The sequence below is a fragment of the Paenibacillus sp. Soil724D2 genome, from assembly GCF_001427935.1.
In the GTDB taxonomy this organism is placed as follows: domain Bacteria; phylum Bacillota; class Bacilli; order Paenibacillales; family NBRC-103111; genus Paenibacillus_E.
In genome coordinates this window covers 277,980-302,644 of record NZ_LMRY01000059.1, presented here as the reverse complement: position 1 = coordinate 302,644, position 24,665 = coordinate 277,980, and the positions used below count along the sequence as shown (strand labels likewise).

The 24,665-nt window shown below is 46.1% G+C and carries 21 protein-coding genes; 19 read left to right on the top strand and 2 right to left on the bottom strand.

Features of this window, described 5'->3' with window-relative positions; all coding sequences use genetic code 11:
• Window positions 1–15: 15 nt before the first annotated feature.
• From ASG85_RS34850 to ASG85_RS34830, 5 genes are all read left to right on the top strand, one after another.
• Window positions 16–612, top strand: coding sequence for a TetR/AcrR family transcriptional regulator (locus ASG85_RS34850; protein ID WP_060649286.1), 597 nt, complete (start codon window positions 16–18; stop codon window positions 610–612).
• A 7-nt stretch (window positions 613–619) separates the two neighbouring features.
• The gene (locus ASG85_RS34845; RefSeq protein ID WP_057307840.1) at window positions 620–1,582 is read left to right on the top strand and encodes a PfkB family carbohydrate kinase; all 963 of its coding nucleotides are present in this window, start codon (window positions 620–622) and stop codon (window positions 1,580–1,582) included.
• A gap of 468 nt (window positions 1,583–2,050) precedes the next feature.
• A complete protein-coding gene (locus ASG85_RS34840) occupies window positions 2,051–2,656 on the top strand; it encodes a sensor domain-containing protein (protein ID WP_063860468.1) in 606 nt (201 codons plus the stop codon).
• Between the two features lie 84 nt (window positions 2,657–2,740).
• Window positions 2,741–3,394 carry a YkoP family protein gene (locus ASG85_RS34835; RefSeq protein WP_063860466.1) on the top strand — a complete coding sequence of 218 codons (654 nt, stop codon included), beginning with the start codon at window positions 2,741–2,743 and terminating at the stop codon, window positions 3,392–3,394.
• Window positions 3,391–4,158, top strand: a complete 768-nt coding sequence (locus tag ASG85_RS34830; protein ID WP_082562668.1) for a polysaccharide deacetylase family protein — start codon at window positions 3,391–3,393, stop codon at window positions 4,156–4,158. The genes ASG85_RS34835 and ASG85_RS34830 overlap by 4 nt, the downstream gene beginning before the upstream one ends.
• A 42-nt stretch (window positions 4,159–4,200) precedes the next feature.
• Here the strand turns inward: ASG85_RS34830 and ASG85_RS34825 are convergent, their stop codons facing one another.
• Both ASG85_RS34825 and ASG85_RS34820 read right to left on the bottom strand, forming a co-directional pair.
• A complete protein-coding gene (locus ASG85_RS34825) occupies window positions 4,201–6,000 on the bottom strand; it encodes a hybrid sensor histidine kinase/response regulator transcription factor (RefSeq protein WP_060649349.1) in 1,800 nt (599 codons plus the stop codon).
• A 124-nt stretch (window positions 6,001–6,124) separates the two neighbouring features.
• Complete coding sequence (locus ASG85_RS34820) at window positions 6,125–6,709, bottom strand: sensor domain-containing protein (RefSeq protein WP_057307838.1); 585 nt, start codon at window positions 6,707–6,709, stop codon at window positions 6,125–6,127.
• Between the two features lie 203 nt (window positions 6,710–6,912).
• Here ASG85_RS34820 and ASG85_RS34815 point away from each other — a divergent pair, with 203 nt between their 5' ends.
• The 14 genes from ASG85_RS34815 to ASG85_RS34760 all read left to right on the top strand — a co-directional run bounded on the left by ASG85_RS34815 (window position 6,913) and on the right by ASG85_RS34760 (window position 24,604).
• The gene (locus tag ASG85_RS34815; protein ID WP_060649284.1) at window positions 6,913–8,904 is read left to right on the top strand and encodes a serine hydrolase; all 1,992 of its coding nucleotides are present in this window, start codon (window positions 6,913–6,915) and stop codon (window positions 8,902–8,904) included.
• Between the two features lie 250 nt (window positions 8,905–9,154).
• Window positions 9,155–13,027 carry an S-layer homology domain-containing protein gene (locus ASG85_RS34810; protein WP_060649283.1) on the top strand — a complete coding sequence of 1,291 codons (3,873 nt, stop codon included), beginning with the start codon at window positions 9,155–9,157 and terminating at the stop codon, window positions 13,025–13,027.
• A gap of 247 nt (window positions 13,028–13,274) precedes the next feature.
• A complete protein-coding gene (locus ASG85_RS34805; RefSeq protein ID WP_060649282.1) occupies window positions 13,275–13,982 on the top strand; it encodes a hypothetical protein in 708 nt (235 codons plus the stop codon).
• Window positions 13,983–14,099: 117 nt separating this feature from the next.
• Entirely contained in the window at window positions 14,100–15,335 is a 1,236-nt protein-coding gene (locus ASG85_RS34800; protein WP_060649281.1) for a hypothetical protein, read from the top strand.
• A gap of 25 nt (window positions 15,336–15,360) precedes the next feature.
• Window positions 15,361–16,911, top strand: coding sequence for an ATPase, T2SS/T4P/T4SS family (locus tag ASG85_RS34795; protein ID WP_235550285.1), 1,551 nt, complete (start codon window positions 15,361–15,363; stop codon window positions 16,909–16,911).
• A gap of 2 nt (window positions 16,912–16,913) precedes the next feature.
• Complete coding sequence (locus tag ASG85_RS34790; RefSeq protein ID WP_060649280.1) at window positions 16,914–17,846, top strand: hypothetical protein; 933 nt, start codon at window positions 16,914–16,916, stop codon at window positions 17,844–17,846.
• A gap of 13 nt (window positions 17,847–17,859) precedes the next feature.
• Window positions 17,860–18,759: a hypothetical protein gene (locus tag ASG85_RS34785; protein ID WP_060649279.1), complete on the top strand. Its 900-nt coding sequence runs from the start codon at window positions 17,860–17,862 to the stop codon at window positions 18,757–18,759.
• A 15-nt stretch (window positions 18,760–18,774) separates the two neighbouring features.
• Window positions 18,775–18,924 (top strand): hypothetical protein, encoded by a 150-nt coding sequence (locus ASG85_RS38815; protein WP_164484210.1) that lies wholly within the window; start codon window positions 18,775–18,777, stop codon window positions 18,922–18,924.
• A 16-nt stretch (window positions 18,925–18,940) separates the two neighbouring features.
• A complete protein-coding gene (locus ASG85_RS38810; RefSeq protein WP_164484208.1) occupies window positions 18,941–19,087 on the top strand; it encodes a hypothetical protein in 147 nt (48 codons plus the stop codon).
• Window positions 19,084–19,509, top strand: coding sequence for a hypothetical protein (locus tag ASG85_RS34780; RefSeq protein WP_057307832.1), 426 nt, complete (start codon window positions 19,084–19,086; stop codon window positions 19,507–19,509). The genes ASG85_RS38810 and ASG85_RS34780 overlap by 4 nt, the downstream gene beginning before the upstream one ends.
• Window positions 19,510–19,526: 17 nt before the next feature.
• Window positions 19,527–20,009 carry a hypothetical protein gene (locus ASG85_RS34775; protein WP_060649278.1) on the top strand — a complete coding sequence of 161 codons (483 nt, stop codon included), beginning with the start codon at window positions 19,527–19,529 and terminating at the stop codon, window positions 20,007–20,009.
• 77 nt (window positions 20,010–20,086) lie between these two features.
• The gene (locus ASG85_RS34770; protein ID WP_060649277.1) at window positions 20,087–21,274 is read left to right on the top strand and encodes a M24 family metallopeptidase; all 1,188 of its coding nucleotides are present in this window, start codon (window positions 20,087–20,089) and stop codon (window positions 21,272–21,274) included.
• A 110-nt stretch (window positions 21,275–21,384) separates the two neighbouring features.
• Window positions 21,385–23,172, top strand: a complete 1,788-nt coding sequence (locus tag ASG85_RS34765; RefSeq protein ID WP_060649276.1) for a sensor histidine kinase — start codon at window positions 21,385–21,387, stop codon at window positions 23,170–23,172.
• Entirely contained in the window at window positions 23,144–24,604 is a 1,461-nt protein-coding gene (locus tag ASG85_RS34760; RefSeq protein WP_060649275.1) for a response regulator, read from the top strand. The genes ASG85_RS34765 and ASG85_RS34760 overlap by 29 nt, the downstream gene beginning before the upstream one ends.
• Window positions 24,605–24,665 lie beyond the last annotated feature (61 nt).

Sequence of the window (24,665 nt, the reverse complement as noted above, 5' to 3'; positions counted from 1 at the left end):
GAGGGCGTTGATAGAATGGCTGAGCAAGAATTAGAGATGAAAATGAAAATTCTTCTGGCAGCGAAGAAGCTGTTTGCGAAGCACGGTTATGATGCGACAAGTGTTCGTCAAATATGTGAGGAGGCTGGGGCCAATGTGGCTCTGGTTTCTTATTATTTTGGCGGCAAAGAGAGTGTTTTCTACGAGATATTTAAACAGTTTTTCCCCACGAACAGGATTGATGATTATATTGCCATTGAGGATCCCATCGTAGGTATCCGGACAATTATTCAGGGTGTCATAGAGCTTAGAAATGCTGATCCTCAAATGATTAGCCTGATTCAAATGGAGATTATTACGATTACCCCACGTTTGGAAAAAATGAGAGAGTTCTTGTATCCATTATGGAAAAAGGTAAGGGAATTTCTAGAGCAAGGCAGATTGGATGGGATTTTTCATTTTGAATCACTGGATAGCACACTTATGTTTGTGCTGGGATCGATATTTTTTTATAAGCAGAGGGAGTTTTTTGAGCTTTTGTTTACGGAGGAACGGCCTGATACCCCGACTATAATTGAGCAAACGACAACTTATGTGCTAAATGCTTTAAGATACCAATGCAAAGGGGATTGATGGAGAAATGGGTAAAACGTATATCGTATGTCTGGGTGAGCTTTTGATTGATTTCGTACCGGAGGTGAACGGGCAAGCGTTGGCAGACGTTACGAGCTTCCAGCGGGCGGCGGGCGGAGCGCCGGCCAATGTCGCTGCGGCGGTCGCCAGGTTGGGCGGCGACGCAAGGTTTATCGGTAAAATCGGCCGTGATCCATTCGGCGATTTTTTGGTGCGCACGCTTGACGAAGTTGGCGTGCATACGGCAGTTGTGCAGACCGATGAGGCGAAGACCGGTCTGGCGTTTGTTTCATTGCGCACGGATGGTGAGCGCGATTTCTTGTTTTTCCGCGACCCGGCGGCGGACATGCTGCTGCGCGCAGACGAAGTCCAGGCGCAATGGCTGGAAGACGCCGCGGTCTATCATTTCGGCTCGGTATCGCTGATCGCCGAGCCTTGCCGCACCGCGACGCTGGACGCAGCACGACGAGCGAGAGAACTTAGCGCATTGGTGTCGTACGACCCCAATGTGCGCTTGGCGCTGTGGCCGAGCGCTGACGCAGCTCGGGCAGAAATCCTTGCGCAGCTTCCGCTTGCGGATGTGGTCAAAGTCAGCGAGGAGGAAATCGAATTCCTCCTCGGCGTGGATGTGACCACAGGTGCGCAGCAGCTGCTGCAGCGAGGACCTAAAGTGATTATCATCACTTTAGGCCCTGAGGGCTGCCGTGTCGTCACCGCACGGCAGGATGTCGTCATCCCCGGCACGCCTGTGGCAGCCGTGGATACGACTGGCGCCGGCGACAGCTTTGTCGGCGGCATGCTTTATCAGCTGGTTTCGCTGGGCGCTACGCCAGCAACCATCGTTGACGTGCTCGCCAAAACAGGAGCCGCTGAGCAGGTATTCGCCTTCGCCAATCGTGTAGGCGCAATTACGACGACGCGCAGGGGGGCGATTCCTGCGCTCCCTACGCTGGCGGAAGTGCAAGACTAGCTTGTGAGAATCCACCAATGCCCACTATCCCCACAGCTCAGAAATGGATGCGAGAAAAATTTCATCCAATTAACCGAAAGTTAACGGGATGAAGTAGTTTCCTGACGAATGAGCAATGCTGAGTGAAAGGGATAGTGGTTCTCAAGACGGCCAAGGCACAAACAGTATAGTGCAGGCTATAGCACCCTGCACTCTTAATTATTATAATTATGGTTTATATTGCAAAGAACGCAAATTTCGGATGGATATCCGGGGATGCGTTCTTTTTTGTTTACTTTGAGGCAAGGGAGCTCTACCTTCTACATTCCTTCTCGGAATTAGACGATAGGGTATTTTTTCCATGGAATGACCCTTTACCGACAACGTTTATCGAAAAGATCTGTCATATGACATTATGGCACTAGCCGATTTTACATCACAAGAACTAGCATAAGAGTTGTAAGGGATTTCTAAATTAGAGAGGAAGAGATGGACACGATTCAAATAATCCGGAAACACCTGAGAAACTTCTGTTTTTTGTTGCTTACTTTTGTAACAGGTTTTTTTTATTTTTGCTTTTATTTGGTGGGTATTACAATGGGGGTCACGATGGCGTTCACCTTAGTAGGGCTTCCAATCCTCCATTATGTTTTGCGTTCGACCAGAGCGTTAGTAGAGCACGAACGGATCCAAACCGAATGTTATACGGATATCTCCATTGGCCCGGTTCCAAGCCGAATAAGAACGGAAGGAAGCTTATGGGATCAGGTTAAAGCTGAACTATCCGATGCGCGTAATTGGAGAGCAATATTCGGGCTGATGTTGATATTCGTTATCGGACTTGTCAGTGTGATTTGCGCTTCTCTTTTCTATGTGACACCGATTATCCTTCTGTTAGCGCCCATATTGTCCGTCTTTAATCTGTTAGATTATTTTTCATTCTTAGGGATGGAAATCAGAACGTTTAGCGACTCGCTCTACGTCATGCTTGCAGGAGCAATCCTAATATGGTTCGGCCCTTATTTGGGTAATGGCTTGGTAACGATGATTGGAAGCCATACGCGTCGTTTAGTTGAAGGATTTACTGGAAAATAAAGTGATAACAACAGATGATATGGAATTCCAGCTGTAGTCTAGGATGAATGGAATGTGCATATCAAATGTGAATAGGAGGAGATCATGACAGCGTCACTTATGCAAACATCCTTACAGTCCCTCTGGATGATGTGGGAGCACGTGTTTGATTTCTTAAACAGATTTCGAAGCGAGTCTGTGTATAGATATGGCATATGTAAATTGGTGGTCAGACAGCATCACGGAAACAGTATTACCTGTCAAGACGGGCGCCGAATACTTGCCGGGGATTGGGTGGGCGAACTTCATCTGGATAACCGGCAGGTACTGAAGCTTACACGTACGGTCGGTGCAGATCGAGCCGGCTTGAGTACTGCACGCTTGTTTCGCATTGCAATCAAGCAAATTAGTCAGGAGCTGGATAGCAATCCGGAACTGGTGAAGGTCCAGGCCTTAACCGGGATCACGCTGCTTCATCGGGGGATCATTCACGGAATAGGGTTTGAACAGCATCCCATCGAGTCCAAATGGCAGCAACGATTTTATGCGATATATCTTCGCTTTCTTCTTCGTATGCTGCATCCGGAAGGGAAACAGCGAGTCGGGCACAGCATCGAGAAGTTATCTCCCATAATGATAGTGATAAGCAAACAGTCTCTGAAGGAACGTTTTACGGTACGGAAAAAAGATTCCAATCCATCATCTCTTGATGGTAACCAGGATCTGCGGGATCAACGGAAGAAAGAGGCGGTCTCATGATACAAAAGCTAATAAATTTATCCATAGATGTGATGATTCTCTATATGATAGTTCCCTTTATTCTTACAAGAATATGTAGGTGGGGCGTTCACTCCAAAGGAAAAGTGGCGAAGGGAATTGCCTTTACTTTCGATGATGGTCCTGACCCTTGCTACACGCCTAAATTGCTGGACTTGTTAAAAGAGCATGAAGTAAAGGCCACCTTCTTCGTACTGGGCAGCAAGGCCGAAAAATACCCGGAGCTGATTCAGCTCATGTACCGGGAGGGGCACCAAATCGGCATTCATAACTATACGCACACTTCCAACTGGATTTTGTCCCCATGGACGAGTAAACGGGAGCAAGCAGATCGCACAGCTGACATTGTCGAGCGAATCACAGGAGAGCGGCCTACCTTTTACCGACCGCCCTGGGGGCTTCTCAATCTAGGAGATCTCCTCTTGATGAGAAAGTCTTATCGGATCGCACTGTGGTCGGTCATTGTAGGAGATTGGAAACCAACGGTCAGCGCTGAAAAAATGAAGCGTGCCTTGTTGAAAAGGATTAAGCCTGGTTCCATCGTTGTTCTGCACGATAGCGGCGATACACTTGGAGCAGATGAAGAAGCACCGCGGCACATGATAGAAGGTCTGAAAGAAGTATTGGAAGAAATTCAAATGAAGGGTTTGAAATGTTTGCGAATGGATGAACTGCTGGACAAGAAAGCCAGGGGGATTGGGGACGTCGTGCCGAGAGGCAAATCTCCTGGTCAAGTCCATATGTAGGCTCGCTCAGTGAATGAGAAGGTAAGGATAGAAAGCCAGGATTTATTCAAGAAATCCGGCTTCCAATGCCTTCTGTACAGCTTCTTCCCGGTTGCGAACGCCCAGTTTCATATAGGCTGTTGAGGCATAATTCCTCACTGTGCCGTCAGATAAGTATAATTTCGAGGCGATGGTTTTATAACGTAGACCTTTGGATACAAGTTGTAGAATTTCAATTTCGCGTGGAGTTAGGTCGAAGTTTTCGGTTGCTTTCGGTTTCAATAATTCGATTTCATTATTGTCCATTTCGAGCTTCTCAAACAATTTATGGGACATTTCCTGATCAATCAGTGTGCCCCCGCGATAGACAAGACGAATGTTCTCAGCAAGCTCACGCGGTTCAATAGATTTCAATAAGTAACCATCCGCTCCGCTTCGCAGAACTTCCAGGGCTTGTTCGGTGTCCTGAAACGTAGTAAGAATCAGAATACGGATGTGAGGCCATGCTTGCTTGATTTTTTTTGATGCTGAAATCCCATCCATGTTGGGCAAGTCCAAATCCATGAGAACCAACTGTGGCTGACACTGCTCGCATAACTCAATGGCTTGTTCGCCATCCTCGGCCAATCCCACCACTTGCAAATCCTTGTGTCCCTCCAGAATGGTCCGGAGGCTTTCTCTGATGAAGGGTTGGTCATCGACGATCAGTAAGCGAATGACCTCATCCGATAATTCCACTTGCCTCGGCAATGTGCAGGTAACAAGCGTTCCTTCACCATGCTTTGTATAAACAGAGACTTGCCCTTGTAGATTCATGGCTCGCTCTTTCATCGCGTTCAAGCCGAAGCCATCCTGCCATTTCTCCTTCCCAGTACCGTTGTCCTGTACTTCGAGTCTAGTGTGCCGCTGCTCAAATTGCAGTGAAACGGTAATTTCCGTAGACTGCCCATGACGTACAGCGTTAGTTAACGATTCCTGCAAACAACGAAAGAAGGCCATTTTGGCTTGCTTGGGTAACGGGTATTCCTCACCAAAAGTTCGGAAGCGAACGCTCACTTTGGCATGTGCTTGAAATTCTTCTCCTAATTGCTGCAACGACTGAAGCAGCGGAAGCGTCTCCTGCGGTGACTCTAATTGATGCAAGTATCCTCTGACTTCGTCCATGCCCTTGCGAGCTAAATTCAACAGAGAATCGAGCTTCTGTTCCCCGGCTTCCATAGAAAGTTCCGGACGCAAAGTTTCTAATCCCATGATAATAGAGGTATAGGAATGTCCAACCGTATCATGAAGATCCTTGGAGAGCCGATTGCGTTCTTCAGCTAGTGTGATGCGTTCGATTTGGGACAAATACTGTTCTAAAACCGTATTCTGTTCACGGATGACCTCACTTTGCCGATGATTGACCACCAGTAAATGAAAGGCAAACCCAATGGCATAAGCGAGTCCGATGTGGCTCATCATGATCCAATAATTGTTTTGATGAGAAAGCAAATTTATGAAAAGAGGTATGAGAAAGATCGTGACGGGCCCTGACCAACGATAGGATTGGTGAGCGCTGTTCACTGCAATCAGGAAAGCATATGTCAGAAATGAGAGATAAGCTTCCGGGAACAAAGAAGTTAAATACAAGATTAGTCCGCCAGAAAAAATGATTTCTGTAAGTAGATAATACTTATAGTTGAGCAATAAACAAAGCCAAGGAACAGAAAAAGCAATAATCTGCCAAAAAATCAAAGCCCACAGCGGCAGCGGTATTTCAGCATGCAAATGCACGGTGGTAACCATGAGAGAAATACTTAAGATAAGTCGTAAAACGAACATAATCCAGTCATACCAGAACCACTGTTTTACTGTTTCAAACAAGTCCATCATCCTCTACTAAACCTTCTGATTCTTGCTGTTTCCTTACCAGTATAGAACAAATTTTTATTAAACGATACTATCTCAGCTAGTCATGGATACCTGTAAGTTGGGGACGCAGCAGCTATCAGTTTAACCTTCTGATCATTTGACGTGTGTAACCGCCGATCAACCGTACCAACCCATTTGCTAACCAAGCGCTCACAAAAGTCATAAGAATCCCCACAACTGATACAAGAAGAGATTTCGTGAATGTATCTATCGGTATTCCAATGACGTTTATGTCAGAAAAAGGAAGTAACAACGGAGCCAGGATAAACAAAAGAGGCGTCACATAGAGCATGGCTGCACTTAGGAGACAAAGAAGCCCAATCAAAAATTTCAACATCAACCAACAGATAGCGATCCAGTTGCGGGGATCTTGAAGCTCCTCTTTGGCTTGCTCCCAGAAAGACGCCTCTAGTCTTATTTTCCGTTCGTAAGGCGGAGTGGTGATATCGGTATAAATCTTCGTTTGTATACGTTCGAATTGTATGAAAGTTGACGTGGTTCGCAGTACTTGTGTGAGAAGTGGAATGCCTGCCACTGTAAAAGAAAGACCAAAACCTAAGGTAAGGGTAACTAGATAAAAACAAAAGTAAAATAATCCTGTAGCAAAAGTGAACAGTAAGAAGTAGCCATTTTGAATGAAGCCTATGATCTTCTTTTTCATGAATAACTCATCGTCCCTTCAATGTAATAGCCGTATCCTACTGCTTTCCGTGTCAAATAATCTAGTGCCAAAATGTCATATGACATTATTGGGAAAGCCAAGTAAACGATGACGAAATGCAACTTGTTCGTATGACAATCGTTTTGCAATACTGGGTAGGCCGAGCGTTCACAGGCTAAAGCGAAAAAGAGGAGATGGATATCATGAGAAAAATAATTCGCAACACCAGTCTCGCAGTACTACTATTATCTGCGAGTGTCGTTACAGCTTGTACTGCTTCAAATGGTGCACCAACATCAGTACCGGTATCAACAGAGAAAGTCAGCTTGGAGGGACCTCTAGATGGGAAAGAAGTAGAGGCGTTCGCTGATCCCTTATTCGCAGATAAGATGAAGAAATTTAATACGGTCGGCTCCAATTTCGTAGTCGTCAAGGATGGGAAAGTAGTGTTAAGCAAAGGCTACGGATATGCAAATAAGGAAAAGAATATCCCTGTCGATAAAGACACTATTTTCCAAATTGGCTCTGTTACCAAGTCTTTTACAGCATTGGCGGCTATGCAGCTTGTCGATCAAGGGAAAGTGAGTATGACTCAAGATATTCAAGCATATCTTGGAGGATTGAAAGTACCGAATACAACGGGAAAACCGCTGACGATGTTTGATCTGCTTACTTATTCGAGCGGTGTGGACTTGCCGGATATCGTCACTGATTTTTCGCTGGAGCATTTGAATAAGGACATTCCAATGAAGGGGTATTTCAATACGCATATGCCGACTGTGGTAAGACCCCCCGGAGAAGCTTATACGTATGACAATTTTGGTTTTATGTTAGCGGGATATGCGGTAGAGAGCGTAAGCGGCATGCCTTATTCTCAATATATGGAGAAGAATGTATTCAAACCATTAGGGATGAACAAGACCGGTGTTCGATTAACTCCTGAGGTATTATCCAATATGGCTGCACACTATGGACCGAATGGCGAGCTTCAGCCGACAATTGGATTTGCGCCGTCAGAGAAGCCTGAGGGAAGTATGACTTCAACAGGCGAAGACATGGCTAAGTACTTGATCATGCACTTAAATAAAGGAGTATTTGAAGGCAAAGAAATCGTAAGTAAAAAAAGCGTCGATCTGATGCACACCTACCATATTTTCGCTGACCCAACAATTCCTATCACAACCGTTGGATTTGAAGGGTATTTCAACAATTTGATGAATGGCCAGCATGTGATACTCAAGGGAGGGAATGTTCCGGGCCATTCCTCGTTGATCGCCATCCTGCCAGAGAAGAATACTGCTTTTTACATGTCTTACAACAACGATTCAATGATGAGTTTAGAAGTGTACGAGGCATTTATGAATCACTATTTTCCTAAGACTGGGAAAACACAGCCATCCACCTATACGCCAGTCAGTGAGCAAGCAGCTCAAGCATACATTGGATTATACAAAAATACGCGTGTACATGCGTTAAGGACTCAAATTTCTTATGCGGACGGGAATTTGCTCATGGAAACGGGGACTACGGGCAAGCACACGCTGAGAATGGTCCATCCGCTTCTATTTGAAGACGAAGCCGGTAATAAAATGGCATTCAAGAAAGATGAATCGGGCAATATCGCCTATTTCTATTATACGAATCCAAAAGGACTGGATTTCGTTGCTCATGCGCAAAAAGTGAAGATGAAAGCGGCATTTTCCGATGTGCCTAATGACAGTCTATTTAAATCGTATATTGATAATCTAAACGGATTAGACATTATGGGAGCCAAGTCAGGTGACCGCTTTGACCCTAAAGGAACGATGACACAAGGAGAATTTGCGGATGTGCTGCTGCGCGCCCACGGTTGGCATACAATTTCGGATTTGTTCGAAGGGAATAAGAAACAGATGATAGTTGGAATACCCAATTATCAATCAGCGTCTCCAATCACAAGACAAATGGCGGCGGTTATGATTCAAAATCTCAAGCAAGCAGCGCCTGGAACCAATGTTAAGCTAATCGGCAAAACGGATTCTTGGGCGGCTGAAGCTATCACTGCGCTTGTTTCTCAAGGCATTGTAGACCCGGATACGAAGGTTAATTCGGATCAGACTGTTGATTTCCGCTCCACACAAAATTTGAGTCGTCAAGAAGCCAGTGCATTACTTGATAAAGCTTTTGGTTACTACACATTGCCAATTAAACTCTAAGGGTCAAGGGCTGGCGATTAACGGAAAAGTGTTAAAAGAAAACAAATAAATATTTACATCACTCCCCAAAAACCGCGAAGCCTTGATACTACGCGGTTTTTGTTCTTTTTTATACAAAGTCTTTCATTATTCTTTTATTGGGCTTTAGTAAAATTAAAGAATAGAGATTGCAATATTCATTGAGACTTGTTTCGACGTGTACAGTTAAGATTATGCAAGTAGGATCAATCATGGGAGTGGGAGAACAACGATGTTTCTATTAAAATTATCAGCTTCTACAAGAGTGCTGCGAAGTTTCACGATTCGTTTGTTAGTGGGATTAATGTTATTTAGTTTGTTCGCGCCTTCACTTGCGTTAAATGCATCGGCAAGCGGAGGCAACGCTGGACCGGACGGCAGTCCTGGTTGGACCTATTGCGCGGATGAAGGGATGACTTGCACCTTCCTGGGAACGAAGGAAGTCCGATATTGGGGATATGACGATAACAGCCAGACCTCGATCGGTTATCGGACAAGCGTCGCAACGAACAATATTGATTGTACAACGGCTGCTTTCGGCGGAAGCGATCCCGCGAACGGAGTCGTAAAAAGGTGCTATTATAGCGGCGTGCAGTTGGACAGCGGGGGGATAACTACAACGATTAGCGGACTCAACAAGATTGTTACAGTTACCTTTAGTGTATATGCCTTGCAGGCGGGAACCGCGGATGATTTGAAGAGTAAGATTACCGTGAAAAAGACGAGTGGAGGCAGCTTCGCGGCGTTAGGTCAAGCCGATACGGTGGTGAATGCAACCTATACCCCTACATCGAGTAAGCTTGAGATTCATTTTGAAGATACTGTAACTGGTTCGGAAAATGCAATTCGAATAGATGGCGGGGCGTTCGTAGATAGCTCGGGCTCTCTATACAGTCAATCGATCGAGATTGCACCGCTCCGATTTGCCCCGCCGGTTCTCGTCCCCGACGCGACCGATAATTATACCGTTAACGACATCGAAATCGCGTTCGCGGACGATCCGCTGTGGCGCGGGGCGATCACGGCAGTATGGAACGGGGGATTCTCGTTAATCGAGGGGACGCAATACGTTGTCACGCCAGGTCTCATTACGATCAAAGCCGGCGTGCTTGCCAGTGGCACTTATAACCTCCTGATCAAGGCAGCGGGGTATTCGGATGTGACGCTGAATCAATCCGTTATCAAGTTTTACGAAGAACCGGAATCGGGAACGGGTACGGAAGCCGATCCGTATATTATTGCAACTCCCGAACAATTGGATGGCGTTAGAGAGAATATGGGGTACCTCGAGCATTATCGGTTGAAAAACGATATCGATTTGAGCGGTTACCCGAACTGGGTTCCGATTGGCACCAGTAACGCCCCCTTCTACGGACACTTGGACGGCAATGGGAAAATCATCTCGGGACTAACGATCACTAGCGTTGGCGGAAATGTAGGACTATTCGGGAGGACGTGGACGACTAGTTCGATTAAGAACACGAAGCTGCGCAACGTGAATATTACAGGTGGATATAGCGTCGGTGGATTGGTTGGCACCAATACCGGCATCATAGAAAATTGCTCCGTTACGGGGACGGTGAGCGGAGAATACTACGTCGGCGGATTGGTTGGCGGTAGCGGCGCAATGGAGATCAGCAACAGCCTTTCCTCGGCGGATGTGAGCGGATTGAACTATATCGGCGGCTTGGCTGGATCACTTGATGGAACAATCAGCCATAGCTATGCCACAGGAAACGTGAGCGGTCAAGAAGCAGGAGGACTAGTCGGTATAAACAGTGGAGAGATCCTTTACAGCTTTGCCACGGGGAATGTAACGGGGACGAATATGCAGGATATAGGCGGCTTGGTCGGATTCAACTTCATGGGAAAGATCAGCTATAGCTACGCCTCGGGGAAAATGAACGGAAGCTTTGGAGTAGGAGGCTTAGTCGGTTTCAATAGCAATGGAGAGATTAGCAACAGCTACGCTTCTGCCGCAGCTAGCGGAAGTTATGGCGTAGGAGGCATGATCGGGGTTAACAATAACAGTTCTGGCGGAGAGATTATCAACAGTTACGCGTCAGGTGCCGTGAACGGAAGAGAAATGTATAGCGGGGCTCTGGGTGGGTTAATAGGAAAAGACAACTTGGGAATCATCACGAATAGCTTCTACGACTCAGTAACTACCGGACAATCCGTATCTGCCGGAGGGGTAGGTAAATCAACCGAAGTCATGAAGGATAGAGCTACCTACGAAGAAGACAGCGCTAATGCTTGGGATTTTGCGGATTTCTGGGCAATAGATTCGTCGCTTAACGGCGGGTATCCTTACTTGCGAGACATTCAGGTATTTTTAACCTATGACGGGAATGGAAGTGCCATCGGGGCCGTTCCGGCCAGCGTCTCTTTCATGCCGGGCGTGGTAGCCGACATTTATTCGGGAACTGTGGATTTACGCAAAACGGGATATCTCCTCGATGGATGGAGCACGCAGGCTGACGGCGATGGTGATTCCTACTTGCCGGGGGATTCCTTCCGCATTACGTCCAATGAAATTTTGTATGCGAAATGGAAGGCGGCCAGTGCGATAGCCACGCTGACTTCGACGATCGGGACCGTAAGCACGGGAGGAACGGCGAACGAAAGGATTAAGAGCGTTCCGAACGGAACGACGTTAGCCGCATTCAAGGCGGCAATTACTCCGGCCGCGGGAGCCTCGTTTGAGATCTACGATGCGGATGGAACGACCGTTGCGACCGAGCTTGCGACGGGCAAGAAGGTGATCGTCACCGCCAAGGATCGAATCACTACGGTTACGTATGCGGTGATGGTGAATGCACCGATAAGTAGTGCGGCCACGCTGACTTCGACGATCGGGACCGTAAGCACGGGAGGAACGGCTAATGAAAGCATCACGAACATTCCGAACGGGACTTTGTTAGCTGCTTTCAAGGCAGCGATCACGCCGGCAACAAGTGCAACGTTCGAGATCTACGACACGGACGGAACGTCCGTAGCGATCGAGCTTGCGACGGGCAAGAAGGTGATCGTCATCGCGGAGGACGGGTTAACGAAGGTGATCTACACGGTGTCGGTGAACGCTGCGGCGCCGAGCGGAAATAGTGGAAGCGGCGGTTCGCCAAGTGATACTCTCGTAAGATCGACGGATGGCAGGCTGACGCTTCCAGCAGGTAAAGCGGGAGAGGTTAGCTTGGACAATGAAGTCGTCGTCTCGATCCCGGCCAATGCGACAGACAAAGAAATAAAAGTCACCATCGATAAAGTAACGGACTCTCAGAAGCTTCTCGTGAATAATGAAGTTCTAGTCAGCGCGGTATTCGAGATTCTGAAGAACTTCCCGGAAAACTTCATGAAGCCGGTAAAGCTGATCTTCACCTTTGATCCGAAACAAATAAAGGGGAATCAAAAGCCCGTTGTCTTCTACTATGATGAAACGAAGAAGGAATGGTTGGAAGTCGGCGGTCTGGTAAGCGGCAACCAGATCATCGTAGAAGTAGATCACTTTACCAAGTATGCGGTATTCACCTTAAATCAAGGGAAAGAACCTGTTAAGGATCCTTCGGCCGACTTCAGCGATATCTCCGGACACTGGGCGGAGTCAAGCATCAAGCAAGCGGTTAGTATTGGCCTTGTTAATGGGTACGCCGACGGAACGTTCAAACCGAGCAAATCCGTGAGTCGAGCCGAATTTGCTGTCATGCTGATGAATGCGTTGAAGTCGCAAGAGGCGGGCACGGAGTTGACTTTCACAGATACCGCGAAGATCGGATCCTGGGCCCGGAAAGCGGTCGGGCAAGCGGTACAAGCGGACATTATTAATGGTTATTCGGACGGCTCATTCCGTCCGACCGCAGAAATTACGCGCGCCGAGATGGCAGTAATGATCGCGAAAGCGCTAAAGCTATCCATCGTGCCGGACGCCGCAACCGGATTCTCGGATGACAAGAGCATTCCGTCATGGTCGAGAGGCGCAGTAGCCGTAATAAAGGAACATAACCTTATGGAAGGAACGGGCACGAACCGTTTCAATCCTAGTGAGCAAGCAACGAGAGCGGAAGCCGTAACGGTTTTGATGAAGATGTTGGTGCTTAAGGGTAAGTAGAAAAGCCACGGGAGATCAACACATCCAGTCTAATACTTTATTTTCCTTGAACAAAAGGACTCATACTAGGCGTGGTTTTCAGAACGATTGTAAAAATATGTTGAAAAATGGAAGATCATATGCTATTTTAAATATATCGTTTTATTTACTCAATCAAATATGTTTTATTTGCGAAGAACGCAGATTTCGGATTTATATCCGGGGTTTGCGTTCTTTTTTATTTTGGCGAGAAAAAGGGGGTGAGGTTTTGAATCGCAGGAGAAGCCTGCTTATTAGTTTGGTTGCTGCGGTTATGGCGGGGTTGCTTGTGTATGGGGTGTATGTGATGCAAGTGAATCAGGTCGAGCTGCAGCAGACTGTTCAGATTGCGGTTCCGAAGGATTTTATTCGGGCCGGTGTCTTGATTCGTGAGGATATGGTGGAATTTAAAGCTGTTCAGAAGGGCAGTTACACTGAAGGCATGATGACGAAGCTGACGGAGGTGGTTGGGCTGGAGACGTTGATACCGCTTGGTAAGCAAGAGCCTATTTTGAAATGGAAGGTGAATCGTTATCATCTGCTCCCCAATGAGCAGCAGGCTACTTTTCAAATTCCTAAAGAATATTTATTGTCAGTTTCAAATGGTATTCGTGCCGGGGATCGGGTGCGTATTTATGTATCTGGTGCCGACGGCAGCTCGCGCAGGCTTTTTGATGAAAAGGAAATTACGGTTGCTTCCGTGAAGTCCTCGGCGAATGTGGAGGTGGACAACCCGAAGAGTTCTAATCTGCTATCCAAAGTGGAAGGCGATAAGGAAAAGATGTATGCTTCCCGATTGGAAGCGAACGGTGCTATCGACCAGATCAACCTTAATTTAGCGGAGAGTGAGTGGCTTCAGATTGATCAATTATGCAGCTCGAAGAAAGCGAGGTTAGTCATCGCGTTCAGTTCCTCTTCTATTTTGGAGGGGGAATGAAGGGGAGTATGGTGGAATGTGGGGGAACGAAGGTAGGAGATTCAACGAGAGTAAGATGGAAGGCAGAAGAATGAAAAGGTGTATGAGAACAGCGAGGAATGAAGGGAGGTAAGAGATGTGCATATAGGGCTTCTATCGACGGATCAGCGATTAATTGATGAAATTACGAATGTGGTTTATTCGAAGCAATTAAACTGGATGATCTGCGCGGCTGCGGATGATTTACGTAGTAAATTAACGGAGATACCTTACTCGCATACGATTATTTCGGATCGGGAAATGGATTTTGGAGACTTTGAAGAGTTTCTTGAGGAATTACAGCGCCAGTATGAGGATTTAAAAATTATTGTTCTGCTCTCGAACTATCACGATGCTTCCATTAATGAAAAATATTTAAAAATGTGCAAGCTGATGAGGCTTGATTATGTCCAGCCAGGGCGCAGCACCGCTGTTATTGCTGACGATATTCGGGCTTGGGTTGATGGTTATGGGACAGATCATGCGAATCAACAATCGTCAGGAAAGTTAATTACTTTCATCGGCTCAACACCGAATATAGGTACAACGTTGGCTTCATTTGGTGTAGCACATGCGCTAGCCTTAGAGACATCAATGAAAGTCGGATATTTGTGCCTTAATCTAAAAAGTTCTAAACTTCATCGTTATTTAGGTCGAGATGAGCATGTTTTTACTTTGGATGGTCTGAGAGCGGAGTTGAAGGCGCAAAGTCTGACACCGGAAAGGCTGCAGCAGGTATGCGATAAGCCGAAAGAGGCACAGGGGCTGCATATCCTATATGGGAATATGCTTCGAGAACAGGCGGAGTTTTTTACGCCATCGGAGATTATTCATTTGCTGCGTGTGGCACGGGGCACTTTTGATGTATGCATCATAGAAGTGAGCGCTTATTGGGACAATGCGGCGACTGTTTGCGGACTGCTGGAAGCAGATAGCAAAATTGTGGTAACGACAGCGGATATCGCTCATTTTCAAGAGGATTTTTCGAGGTGGATTAGGCAGGTTGGCGCTGTTTTTGGTCTTCAGCCGGATGGCTTTGAGTTAATGGCTGTTCAAACGGATCGGCATGCCAAGCATAGCGAGTTCACGATTAAAGATATTCGCAAGGAGACACAGCTGCATCTGATAGGTCAAGTATCTCGGCATGCTGATGCACTTTCTCGTTGTAATCAAGGTAAACTGTTGGACATGTTCGTGCCGACCCACGCCATGCATGAGGAGGTTAGGGCGGTTTCTCGAAAATTCATTGATTACTATAAGCTGCCAAGGAAGGTGAGTTTACGACAAGTAACATGGCTGCAAAAGATCATAACAGGCAGACGTGCTGCAACTTAAATCAAGTAGGGAAGAGGTGAAGGGAGTGAGCGAGGAAAGGTTTTCAATCATTACATACATGCATGAACGCAAAAGCGAAGGCGAAGTAGTTGATTTGACTCCAAGAACTGAGCTGGAAAAGAGAAGAGGATCAGATTATGGCTCGGTGAGATCTGGTTTTGGGGCAGAGCATGGTGGTCGGACTCTGGGCTCTTTGGGAGAAGAGGAAGATGGCGAGGGAAGTGCAAGAGCTATCAGCGCTGAAAGAGCTGAACTGCAAATGCAGGGGGATGCTCTTTTTAACCAATGGGTACAGGATATTCGAAGCGAACTTGTTTCGATGAAGGGCAGGACTGAGACCGAAAAGCAGCTGTATAACGAGACGTTGAATCGTGCGATTCTTGGTTATGACGAGGATCGGGGCAAGCTTCTTGCGATTATCCATGATCTGGTTTCGAAAAGAAGGCTTTCGGATGTGCCTCCGAGGACGAGTGGTTATACGACTTTGCCAGAAGCCATTTTTGCAGAGATTATTGGGCTGAATGTTCTTGAACTTGTACTAAAGCATAAGGAGGGACTTGAAGAGATACAGGCTGTGGGGAGACAAATTTTTGAAGTGCGCGGTGGGGTGGCAATGCCGTCTGCCTATTCGTTGCCTTCTGTGCGTGAATTAGAGAGGATTCAGCAGAATTTGGTTCTTTTTAACAATGACACTTTGAATCCCAGGAAGCGATGGGCAGAGGTTGTTCTGCGGGACGGATCCCGCGTTACGATGACGGGGTTCGGGTTCACGGCTGAACCGACATTAACGATTCGCTTTTATACGATTAAGCGGTTTGATTTGGCATCCCTTGCTGCTGCGGAACTAGCCACAATGGATAAAAGGATGGAAAAGCTGATTCTGATCTTGATCCGATCCTATTTTAATATGGTGGTTATCGGTCCTACCAACTCGGGGAAGACAAATTTAATCAAAGCGATTATTGCCGAAATGGACGATAATGAACGAATTATTACGATCGAATCGAGATTCGAGTTGAATTTAAAGCGCGATTTTCCGCATAAAAATATCGTCGAATACGAAATTGACGAGGAAGATCCGCGGCATTCTGGGCTGCAAGCTTTTAAATTGGCATTGAGGCAATCGCCAAAGCGCATTTGTCATGCTGAAATTCGGGACGATGACGCTAACCTTTATGTGAGGGCTTGTACGCGGGGGCACGAGGGCAGTATTACGTCGGTTCATGTGAGTGAACTTGAGGATGTGCCTGATGCGATTACAGATATGTGTATGCTGGATGGCAGGGGGATGAATCCACTTCGACTAACAAAACGGATTACAGAGTTTGTGACACAAATCGGTATGGAGATGGCTGTCGTTGATGGAAAAAGAAAGATTGTGCGGATCGTCGAATATCGCTATGAAAATGAGGAGGTTTGCGTCACGGATCTCGCAGTTTATGACAAGTCGACAGATGAATGGACATTTCCCGGGAAATTGTCGCATCATGCATCGCGGAAAATTGTTAAGTACGACAAAGAGGGGCTAGCTTTGTTGAGGGAACTCGGATTTATTGAGAAAGAAGGCGAGTATTAACCATGATTTTCGCCAAATATGTCTTTCTCTTGTTGTTATTTGTTCTAGTTTTTGTACTTATTCAATCGCTTTTACACGTACTTATCCGACAACGCAAAGCCAGATATAGGCTGCATTATGTCAAAACCTCCACGTTCGTCGCTAGATTCAGCGAATATTTGGGAAATAGAAGCTCTTTATTTAAGCATATAAAGGAAATGATGGAATCCGTCGAATCCAAAATGAGCATGCGAGGCATCATGACAGTCAGTTTCGTTTTGTTTTTAGTCGGATTATTGGCGGGGACGTTGTTTTTTCAGACGTTAAAAGGGGTCGTTATCGTTACTTCTATCTGTGTTTCACTTCCTTATCTGCTGCTTCGGTTGAAGCTGGTCAGTGTCAGACTACAAACCCGATTGGAGTTTCTTCCGGCCGTTGAAGTGTTTTATCAGTACTATATGGTGGATCCAAATAAAAATATGAAAATGGCTCTTAAATATTGTTTAGAAGAGAATCGCATTCTTTATCCGATCAAGCCCGTATTTGAGCAATTATATCGGAATCTCATGACGCAAAGGGATACGGAGGAGAGCTTGCGCATTTTCTCACTCACTTTGGGCCATACATGGGCCGATTATTTTATCGGTATCATGCGTGTTGCTTTGACGGAAGGGAGCTTTGTAGGTGAAAGCTTAAAGGATTTGATTGTCGATATGCGGAAAGCGCAGCGATTCGATCAGCTGGAAAGAAATCGACTTTTGGAGATACGTATTGCTAATTTTACGCCGATATTGTTTCTTGCCTTATTTTTATTTATTAATTTCAAGGTAAACACGGAGAACGCTTATTTGTATTATATGGTTGACCCTGGCGGGCGAAACATGATTCTCGATGCGCTTCTACTCATTTTCGTCTCGTTTCTAATGGGCATGTACTTATCAATGCGAAGAATGTGAGGGATTTACTTCCATGATTATTGAAAGCACGAAACTAGCTAATCTGCAGTTGGTTTCTAATTTGCTGCTCTTTCTTCTTTTCATGACTGTTTTTTATCACTTTTTCATGCAAATGCCTGCACGTAAGAAGAGATGGAGATCATTACATGTCAAAAAAGCACTGCAAGAAACAAAACTTCCTTCATGGCTGTTTATATGCTTAGGTATGAGTACAAAAATCGTGGAGGAAAAGCGCCAACTGCTGCTGGGGTGCGGTATTTGGATGAATGCAAACCTCTATGAAGGTGTGAGAAGGATAGGGATGGGTGGCACACTTATGCTCGGTGCTGTTGGATATTTAGCTCTGAAGTATCCGATGCTTACTTTGTATATGCAGCCAATTTATGTCATGGTGGGGACTGCTTGCTTACTCATTTTTTTGGTTTTTGACAAAAAGGTGCTGGCTCAATTAAAGGAGAAACGAGCACATCGAATAGTCAGAGAGATTTACGTGATTAGTCATCATCTTCTCTACTACAACGATTCTGTGCTGAATTTACATGCGAAGCTATCTTTATGTGTTTCACAAACGCGCTCCATTCGGTCGCACTTTCAATTGATGTTGAATGAATGGTATCAAGGCTCGGAAGAGGCTATTAACCATTTTAAAATTAGACTAGGGACAGACGAAGCACACAGCTTTGGGGAAACGCTGAATGCTTTGAGACTGAATGAGCATGGCAGCTATTACGAGTTGTTGAAGCAAAGAATTCAGGACTACAAAGAAAAAATGGAACTGGTTCGAGATAGTAGAAAAGAAACCGTGTCTTATCTTTTGTTTGTATTAGCAGGATTGCCGATTTTGAACACATTTCGGGTATTCATGTACCCGTGGATTGCTGAAGGCCAGCGATTATTTAATGCGATTAACTAAGGGGAGAGGGAAATTATGAGAAATATATTGATTACAGTTATGATGCTAATTGTTGTGGCATTACTTTTTACATCGATTATTAATGATGGATCGACAGGTATGAGGCGGAATATTTCGACGCACGGAACGCAGGCAAATACGGATATAACGGCATTAAGGCCATAATGATGGAAGATTTGCTGTGAGATCGATCCTTGTTACGGTGATGTTGATTATGGTGGTGATTGTCATATATAACAGTGTGGTTGGCGGCAGCACAGGTACTCGGAAGCAAGTAAGCAACAGCGGGGCAAGGATTAATGGGACGATTGAGCGGATTAATCCATGAAGCAGATTTTGGTGTTTATCTTATTTGCGACGATGCTTTGTTGGTTTATGTTTGCGCCGGTTTATAAGCATGTCATTATTGTTCGGCAGGCTGTTTTGCAAAAAGAAGTCGATTATTTGCTTGAAATCGGTGCTAATGGCAGACACGGTTATATTAATAGCACCATGATTCAGGAGTCTAGGGATCGGATGGCGGAAAGAGGCTTCATTCCGGGAGATCTCGTTTATACGGTAAATACAACTACGGGGGTCGGGGGAATGGATCCAGGAATGCCCGTTTGGCGAGGAACGGGATTGAGTTTGAAAATGACGTATCCGTATCATCGACTTTTTGTCATTGATCAGCTTGTGGGGATTACGGTTCCTTCTGGATCAGACCGTATGGGGGCAACGGGCATGAAGATGAGTGAGTATGTGCCTTGAGGGCCTGAGGTGATGTCTTGTATAAACTGCTTTTAATCGTCTTGATGAGCGTCGTTTTTATGTCGCTATATGGGCTGCAAACGGACGAGGAATTGGCGATGCATACGGTTTTTCACGGGAAGCATGCATTGAATAACTCTGTGCATGCGGCAGCCCAGCAAAGTGATCAAGCAAAGCTGGCAAGCGGTATTCACAGTATTAATGAGACGAAGGCCAGAGATGTGGCTATGCAATATTTGCAAGCTAATTTAAGATTAAATACGGCGAATGATCCGCTGCCGAATACGTTTTTGCGCAGCAGGGTTGTCGTTGAATTATTTAAGATTATTAATGATAATGAGGTATTTCCTTATACCTATGTGGATGCGGGAAATGGTTACTCTGTTACGCTGGATCGACCTGGTGTGATTATGTTCATCCGGTTGGAGTTTCCGCGGACTTACACGGTTTTGCAGCCGATTACGTGGACGATTAAGTCTTCGGCGGAGATGGTATTTTGATTTGCATCGATAGAGGTTTATTTCATTGTATAATGTGAGAGTGAGGTGCGAATTCAGGGTTACGAGGAGAGATACATATGACTATTTTCCAGCAACGGCAGCAGGCGCTGCAGCGTGAGATGATCCAGCGGGGTTGGTCCGGCTTCTTGGTCACGAACAACGTCGATATATATTACTACTGCGGATCCATGCAGACGGGGTATTTGTTTATTCCGGCGGAGGGAGACGCGCTTTACCTCGTACGCCGAAGTTTGGTCCGAGCGGAGGAGGAAGCGTCAGCGGCCGTGGAAGCGCTGGGCTCTTTGAAGACGCTGGGTGAGCGTCTTCGCGCGCGCTGCGCGGGTGGCGGTGGATCCGCGGCTTCGCCATTGCGGATCGGGACTGAACTGGACGTGTTACCCGTCCAGCTGTATTTACGGCTGCAGGCCGCGCTGCCCGGCGCGGCCTGGGAGGACGGCTCGCTGCTCGTGCGCGAGCAGCGGATGATCAAATCGCCGGACGAAGTCACGGCGATCAGAGCGGCTGCGCGCGTCGTCGACGCAGCGCTGGAAGCGGTCATCCCCCACATTCGTGAGGGGATGGCGGAGTTTGAGCTGATGGCGCTCATCGAGCATCAGCTCCGGCTGCGCGGGCACCAAGGGCTGATGCGCATGCGCGCGTACAATTCCGAGTTGATAACCGGAATGGTAGCGGCAGGCGCGGCGGCAGCGGTGCCCACCTATTTTGACGGGCCGGCCGGGGGCACGGGGCTTCACCCGTCCAGCCCGCAAAGCTCGGGCCGCGCGCTGATTGGGCGCGGCGAACCGATTCTCGTCGATATCGGCTGCTCGATCGACGGCTATCTGATCGATCAGACGCGCACGCTCGTGATCGGCGATCTAGACCCTGAGCTGCAGCGGGCCTATAACGTGGCGGAGCAGGTGCTTCGCGCCACGGAAGCCAGGCTGCAGCCTGGCATTATCGTCGAGCATCTGTATCTGCTCGCGCTGGATCAAGTGCAGGAAGCGGGGCTAAGCGCCCACTTCATGGGGTACGGCGCCGACCAAGTGAAATTCCTTGGTCATGGCATTGGGCTCGAAATCGACGAACTGCCCGTTCTCGCCAAAGGCTTCAAATACCCGCTGGCGCCCGGCATGGTCATCGCGATCGAACCCAAATTCACCTTCCCCGGTCGCGGGGTGGTTGGTATTGAGGATACGTATTTGATTACCGAAAATGGTTATGAAAAGCTGACAATCTCGAGGGACGGTATTCTCCGAGTATAACTAATTTTCCATAAAAGAGAGACTGGCGGAAATTCATGCCAGTCTCTTTGTTTTTAATTAACAAGCAAGTATACTTGACCCATATGAAAATCATAAGGGGACAATGGACAATGAAATTGAGACATTTCATACCACAAACGTTAAAGTACAAGCTGTTCTTAGCTTTTCTACTTGTTATTCTGCTGCCCATCATCATCTTAAATATGACGCACGTTCAAAAGTTTGAGACGTTAATGAGAGAACAAGTTAGCAGCCAAAATCTCGAGCAAATGACAACGATTACATCCTCGCTTGGCAGTTTATTAAGTGTTTCAGAGAAGACCTTTACCCTGATTGAACAGGATTCTTTTGTAACTGCGATTTTGAGAAACCCCGAAGCGGGGGGCTCTTATGCCTCTTTCCTACAAAGACAGAAAATTGAAGAGAAGTTTAATGCTATTAATAATAGTGTGTTTATTGCCAATTCCTACGTCTACTATACCGTTCTAGATACGGAAGATCATGTTTACACCTCCTATGGACCTACTCATATATTAAGCCACGCTGCTCTTTCGGCAATGCCAGTGATACAGGATGCTTTCCTTGGAAAGTCCCTTTCCAAATGGCAGCTAGAAGAAGGCGGGCTAACCTCAGCCTTTGGTATCCAACCCTCTTTATTAACCATGTATAAAGGATTACGAGACGAAAATAATCAGGTATATGCCGTTGTAAGAATTGGCGTTGACTATCAAAGCTGGCTTCGAAGTGCTATTCCAAGCCCGATGAATGATGAATTGTATGTATTGGCTTCCACAGAAGGAGAAATCTATGGGCGAAGCAACACATCCAACGCTCTTGCGCTGCCAAATCCAATGAATACGTTAGGTTGGGAGCCGACTGGAAGCAAGGTCGAGAATGACCACATCATTAGCTATTCTAAAATTCCGAGCTTGAATTGGTATCTGATCAAGAGTATCCCGACCAAATATCTGTTCCATAAAGTGAATCAGCTTCAGCAATCCTACTTTTTGACAACGCTGATTATTGCCGTTCTCTTTATTGTCATGACCTTTCTGATCTCGACCACCATCACGAGACCCCTGCAGCTTTTGCAGAGAAAAATGTCTGATGTCGTGAAGCGAAATTTGAAGATTCAATTGCCTGAGGAAAGATATAAGGGGGAAATTCTAACCTTTATTCAGGCTTTTAATAAGATGGTTAGAGATGTGGAAAGTCTTCTTAACCGTTTAAAAGAGGAAGAACGCCACAAAGAGGCTATGCGTTTCCAAATGCTTTTGTCACAGATGAATCCGCACTTTCTGTTAAATACGTTAAATACGGTGAAATGGCTTGCCATTGAACTCGGTAATCATCAAATTCCTGAAGTATGCGAGTCGCTCGGCAAGTTATTGGAAGCAGGAATGCGATTGGATGTGGATTTAATTCACCTGGAGCATGAGATGGAACTTGCCCAAAGATATATCCGTATTCAGCAGCTTCGCTATGACCGTGAATTTGATGTTCATATCACATTTGACCCAGAGCTTCGCCATGCGCTTGTTCCTAAGTTGAGTTTGCAGCCGCTAATTGAGAATAGTATCTATCATGGGTTTGCGAAGATCGAAAGGTCAGGCAGCATCCAAATTAGAGTTCAAAAACAAGAAAATAAGCTTGTTATTGAAGTGGAGGATAATGGCGTTGGAGTAGGTAATGCTGGGCCAACATCCGGTAAAGGAAATGGTATTGCCTTGAAAAATCTCGAGGAGAGACTCGTGCTCCTATTTCGAAAAGAAGGAACTTTGGCGATAGAATCCATCCCAATTGGGACATTAGTTCGCATTCGCATTCCGTTCTTGTTGTCTCCACCCTATTCGAAAGGGGAAAGCTTACATGTGGACAGTTCTCTTGGTAGAAGATGAAGCCTTCGTGAGACGAAGTATCCGAAAGGGAATGCCCTGGGAGGAAAATGGCTTCAAGGTGATAGGGGAATGCGGAAATGGCCAAGAAGCTTTGGCATTCATCAGGAATAAACAGCCGGATTTGGTTATTTGCGATATTATGATGCCTGTTATGAATGGTGTAGAGCTTCTTGCGCAGGTTCGCCGGGAGAATTTAGGAACAGCCTTCATCATGCTCACTGTCATGAATGATTTTGAGTTTATCCAGCAAGCGATGGAGCTAGGGGCATCGGGTTATGTGCTTAAGCTTTATTTGACTCCGGAGAAAATGACAGAGGCGCTGACCAAGGTAAAACGGGAGTTAGAAAGAAACTTGCGTCTTATTTCTCAAGAAATAGACGATTACTGTGAGAATTTATATAACGAACCTAATGATCAGGTGCGGACGATTGAAAGCCCGGCTTTTATTCGGGATTCTTTTAACCCCAGTCTACTTATCCTTGTTTTGCATGGACAAACCATTTTCGATAAGCAAGATTTGCTGCAACTGCCTTTATTCGACACGGAAATGAGTGCAAGGATGCATCTTTTTACCAGGATGGGGATGACCACTGTCTTCTGCTGCGTTCCTGAGGAAACAAAGATTAGAATAAGGAACACTGAACAGCGTAGCGATTTCGTTGTTTTAATCTCAGAGCGGTTGTCGGATGAGGATATTCATACGGTTTGGAAAACCATGGTTTCTCGGATGAGTGAACTATGGTATGCAGGTAGATCGGGCATTTTCTTCCACCAGCCCAAAACCTTGAAGTCTAATGTCTATTCCAACCTGCCTTGGTCCTTGGAGAAGAACTTAATCCAAGCTTTTGAACAGATGAACCAAGGATTACTGAATCTTTCATGGCAGGAAATCTGGTCGTGGATGAGGGACATAGAACTGTCTTTACTTCGTGTAAAAGAAATAGTGCTGCGTTTGGATCGCAAATTTGCAGAGCTCTCACTCATGAGAATTGATTCACCAAATGCCTGTGTAGAGGCTCTTTCTCATAAGGAGGCGGGGCTCCTTTTTAAACAGAGAATCGATAGGTACATGGCACATTGGAAGGCAACGAATTATGAGGTTACGGATCATACTGAAATCAATAAAGTCATTGCCTATATGAATCAACATTTTGAAGAAGAAATGCCGCTGTCACTGCTTGCTGGTATTGCAACGATGGATGATAAATATTTGAGTGTCCTGTTTAAGAAAAAAACCGGTAAAACCATAACGGAGTACATCATGGGTCTTCGCATTGAAAAGGCATGTCACCTGCTGCTGCACACGGATCAACCTGTTGCTCAAATCGGGGCCAATGTTGGTTTTGCTAATGAGAATTACTTCGCTCGCATATTTCGGAGAGAAGTCGGCATGCCGCCAAGTATTTTCAGACAACAAAATGCGAAGTTATGAAGAATCAAATCAAACTTTTGTGCTAAAAGAACAATACATTGTTCCTTCGAACCCTAAAAAG

Bases quoted from the DNA above. Each gene is read 5' to 3' on its own strand.
- ASG85_RS34850 (WP_060649286.1), top strand. From the start codon at position 16: ATGGCTGAGCAAGAATTAGAGATGAAAATGAAAATTCTTCTGGCAGCG.
- ASG85_RS34845 (WP_057307840.1), top strand. From the start codon at position 620: ATGGGTAAAACGTATATCGTATGTCTGGGTGAGCTTTTGATTGATTTC.
- ASG85_RS34840 (WP_063860468.1), top strand. From the start codon at position 2,051: ATGGACACGATTCAAATAATCCGGAAACACCTGAGAAACTTCTGTTTT.
- ASG85_RS34835 (WP_063860466.1), top strand. From the start codon at position 2,741: ATGACAGCGTCACTTATGCAAACATCCTTACAGTCCCTCTGGATGATG.
- ASG85_RS34830 (WP_082562668.1), top strand. From the start codon at position 3,391: ATGATACAAAAGCTAATAAATTTATCCATAGATGTGATGATTCTCTAT.
- ASG85_RS34820 (WP_057307838.1), bottom strand. From the start codon at position 6,709: ATGAAAAAGAAGATCATAGGCTTCATTCAAAATGGCTACTTCTTACTG.
- ASG85_RS34815 (WP_060649284.1), top strand. From the start codon at position 6,913: ATGAGAAAAATAATTCGCAACACCAGTCTCGCAGTACTACTATTATCT.
- ASG85_RS34810 (WP_060649283.1), top strand. From the start codon at position 9,155: ATGTTTCTATTAAAATTATCAGCTTCTACAAGAGTGCTGCGAAGTTTC.
- ASG85_RS34790 (WP_060649280.1), top strand. From the start codon at position 16,914: ATGATTTTCGCCAAATATGTCTTTCTCTTGTTGTTATTTGTTCTAGTT.
- ASG85_RS34785 (WP_060649279.1), top strand. From the start codon at position 17,860: ATGATTATTGAAAGCACGAAACTAGCTAATCTGCAGTTGGTTTCTAAT.
- ASG85_RS38815 (WP_164484210.1), top strand. From the start codon at position 18,775: ATGAGAAATATATTGATTACAGTTATGATGCTAATTGTTGTGGCATTA.
- ASG85_RS34780 (WP_057307832.1), top strand. From the start codon at position 19,084: ATGAAGCAGATTTTGGTGTTTATCTTATTTGCGACGATGCTTTGTTGG.
- ASG85_RS34770 (WP_060649277.1), top strand. From the start codon at position 20,087: ATGACTATTTTCCAGCAACGGCAGCAGGCGCTGCAGCGTGAGATGATC.
- ASG85_RS34765 (WP_060649276.1), top strand. From the start codon at position 21,385: ATGAAATTGAGACATTTCATACCACAAACGTTAAAGTACAAGCTGTTC.
- ASG85_RS34760 (WP_060649275.1), top strand. From the start codon at position 23,144: ATGTGGACAGTTCTCTTGGTAGAAGATGAAGCCTTCGTGAGACGAAGT.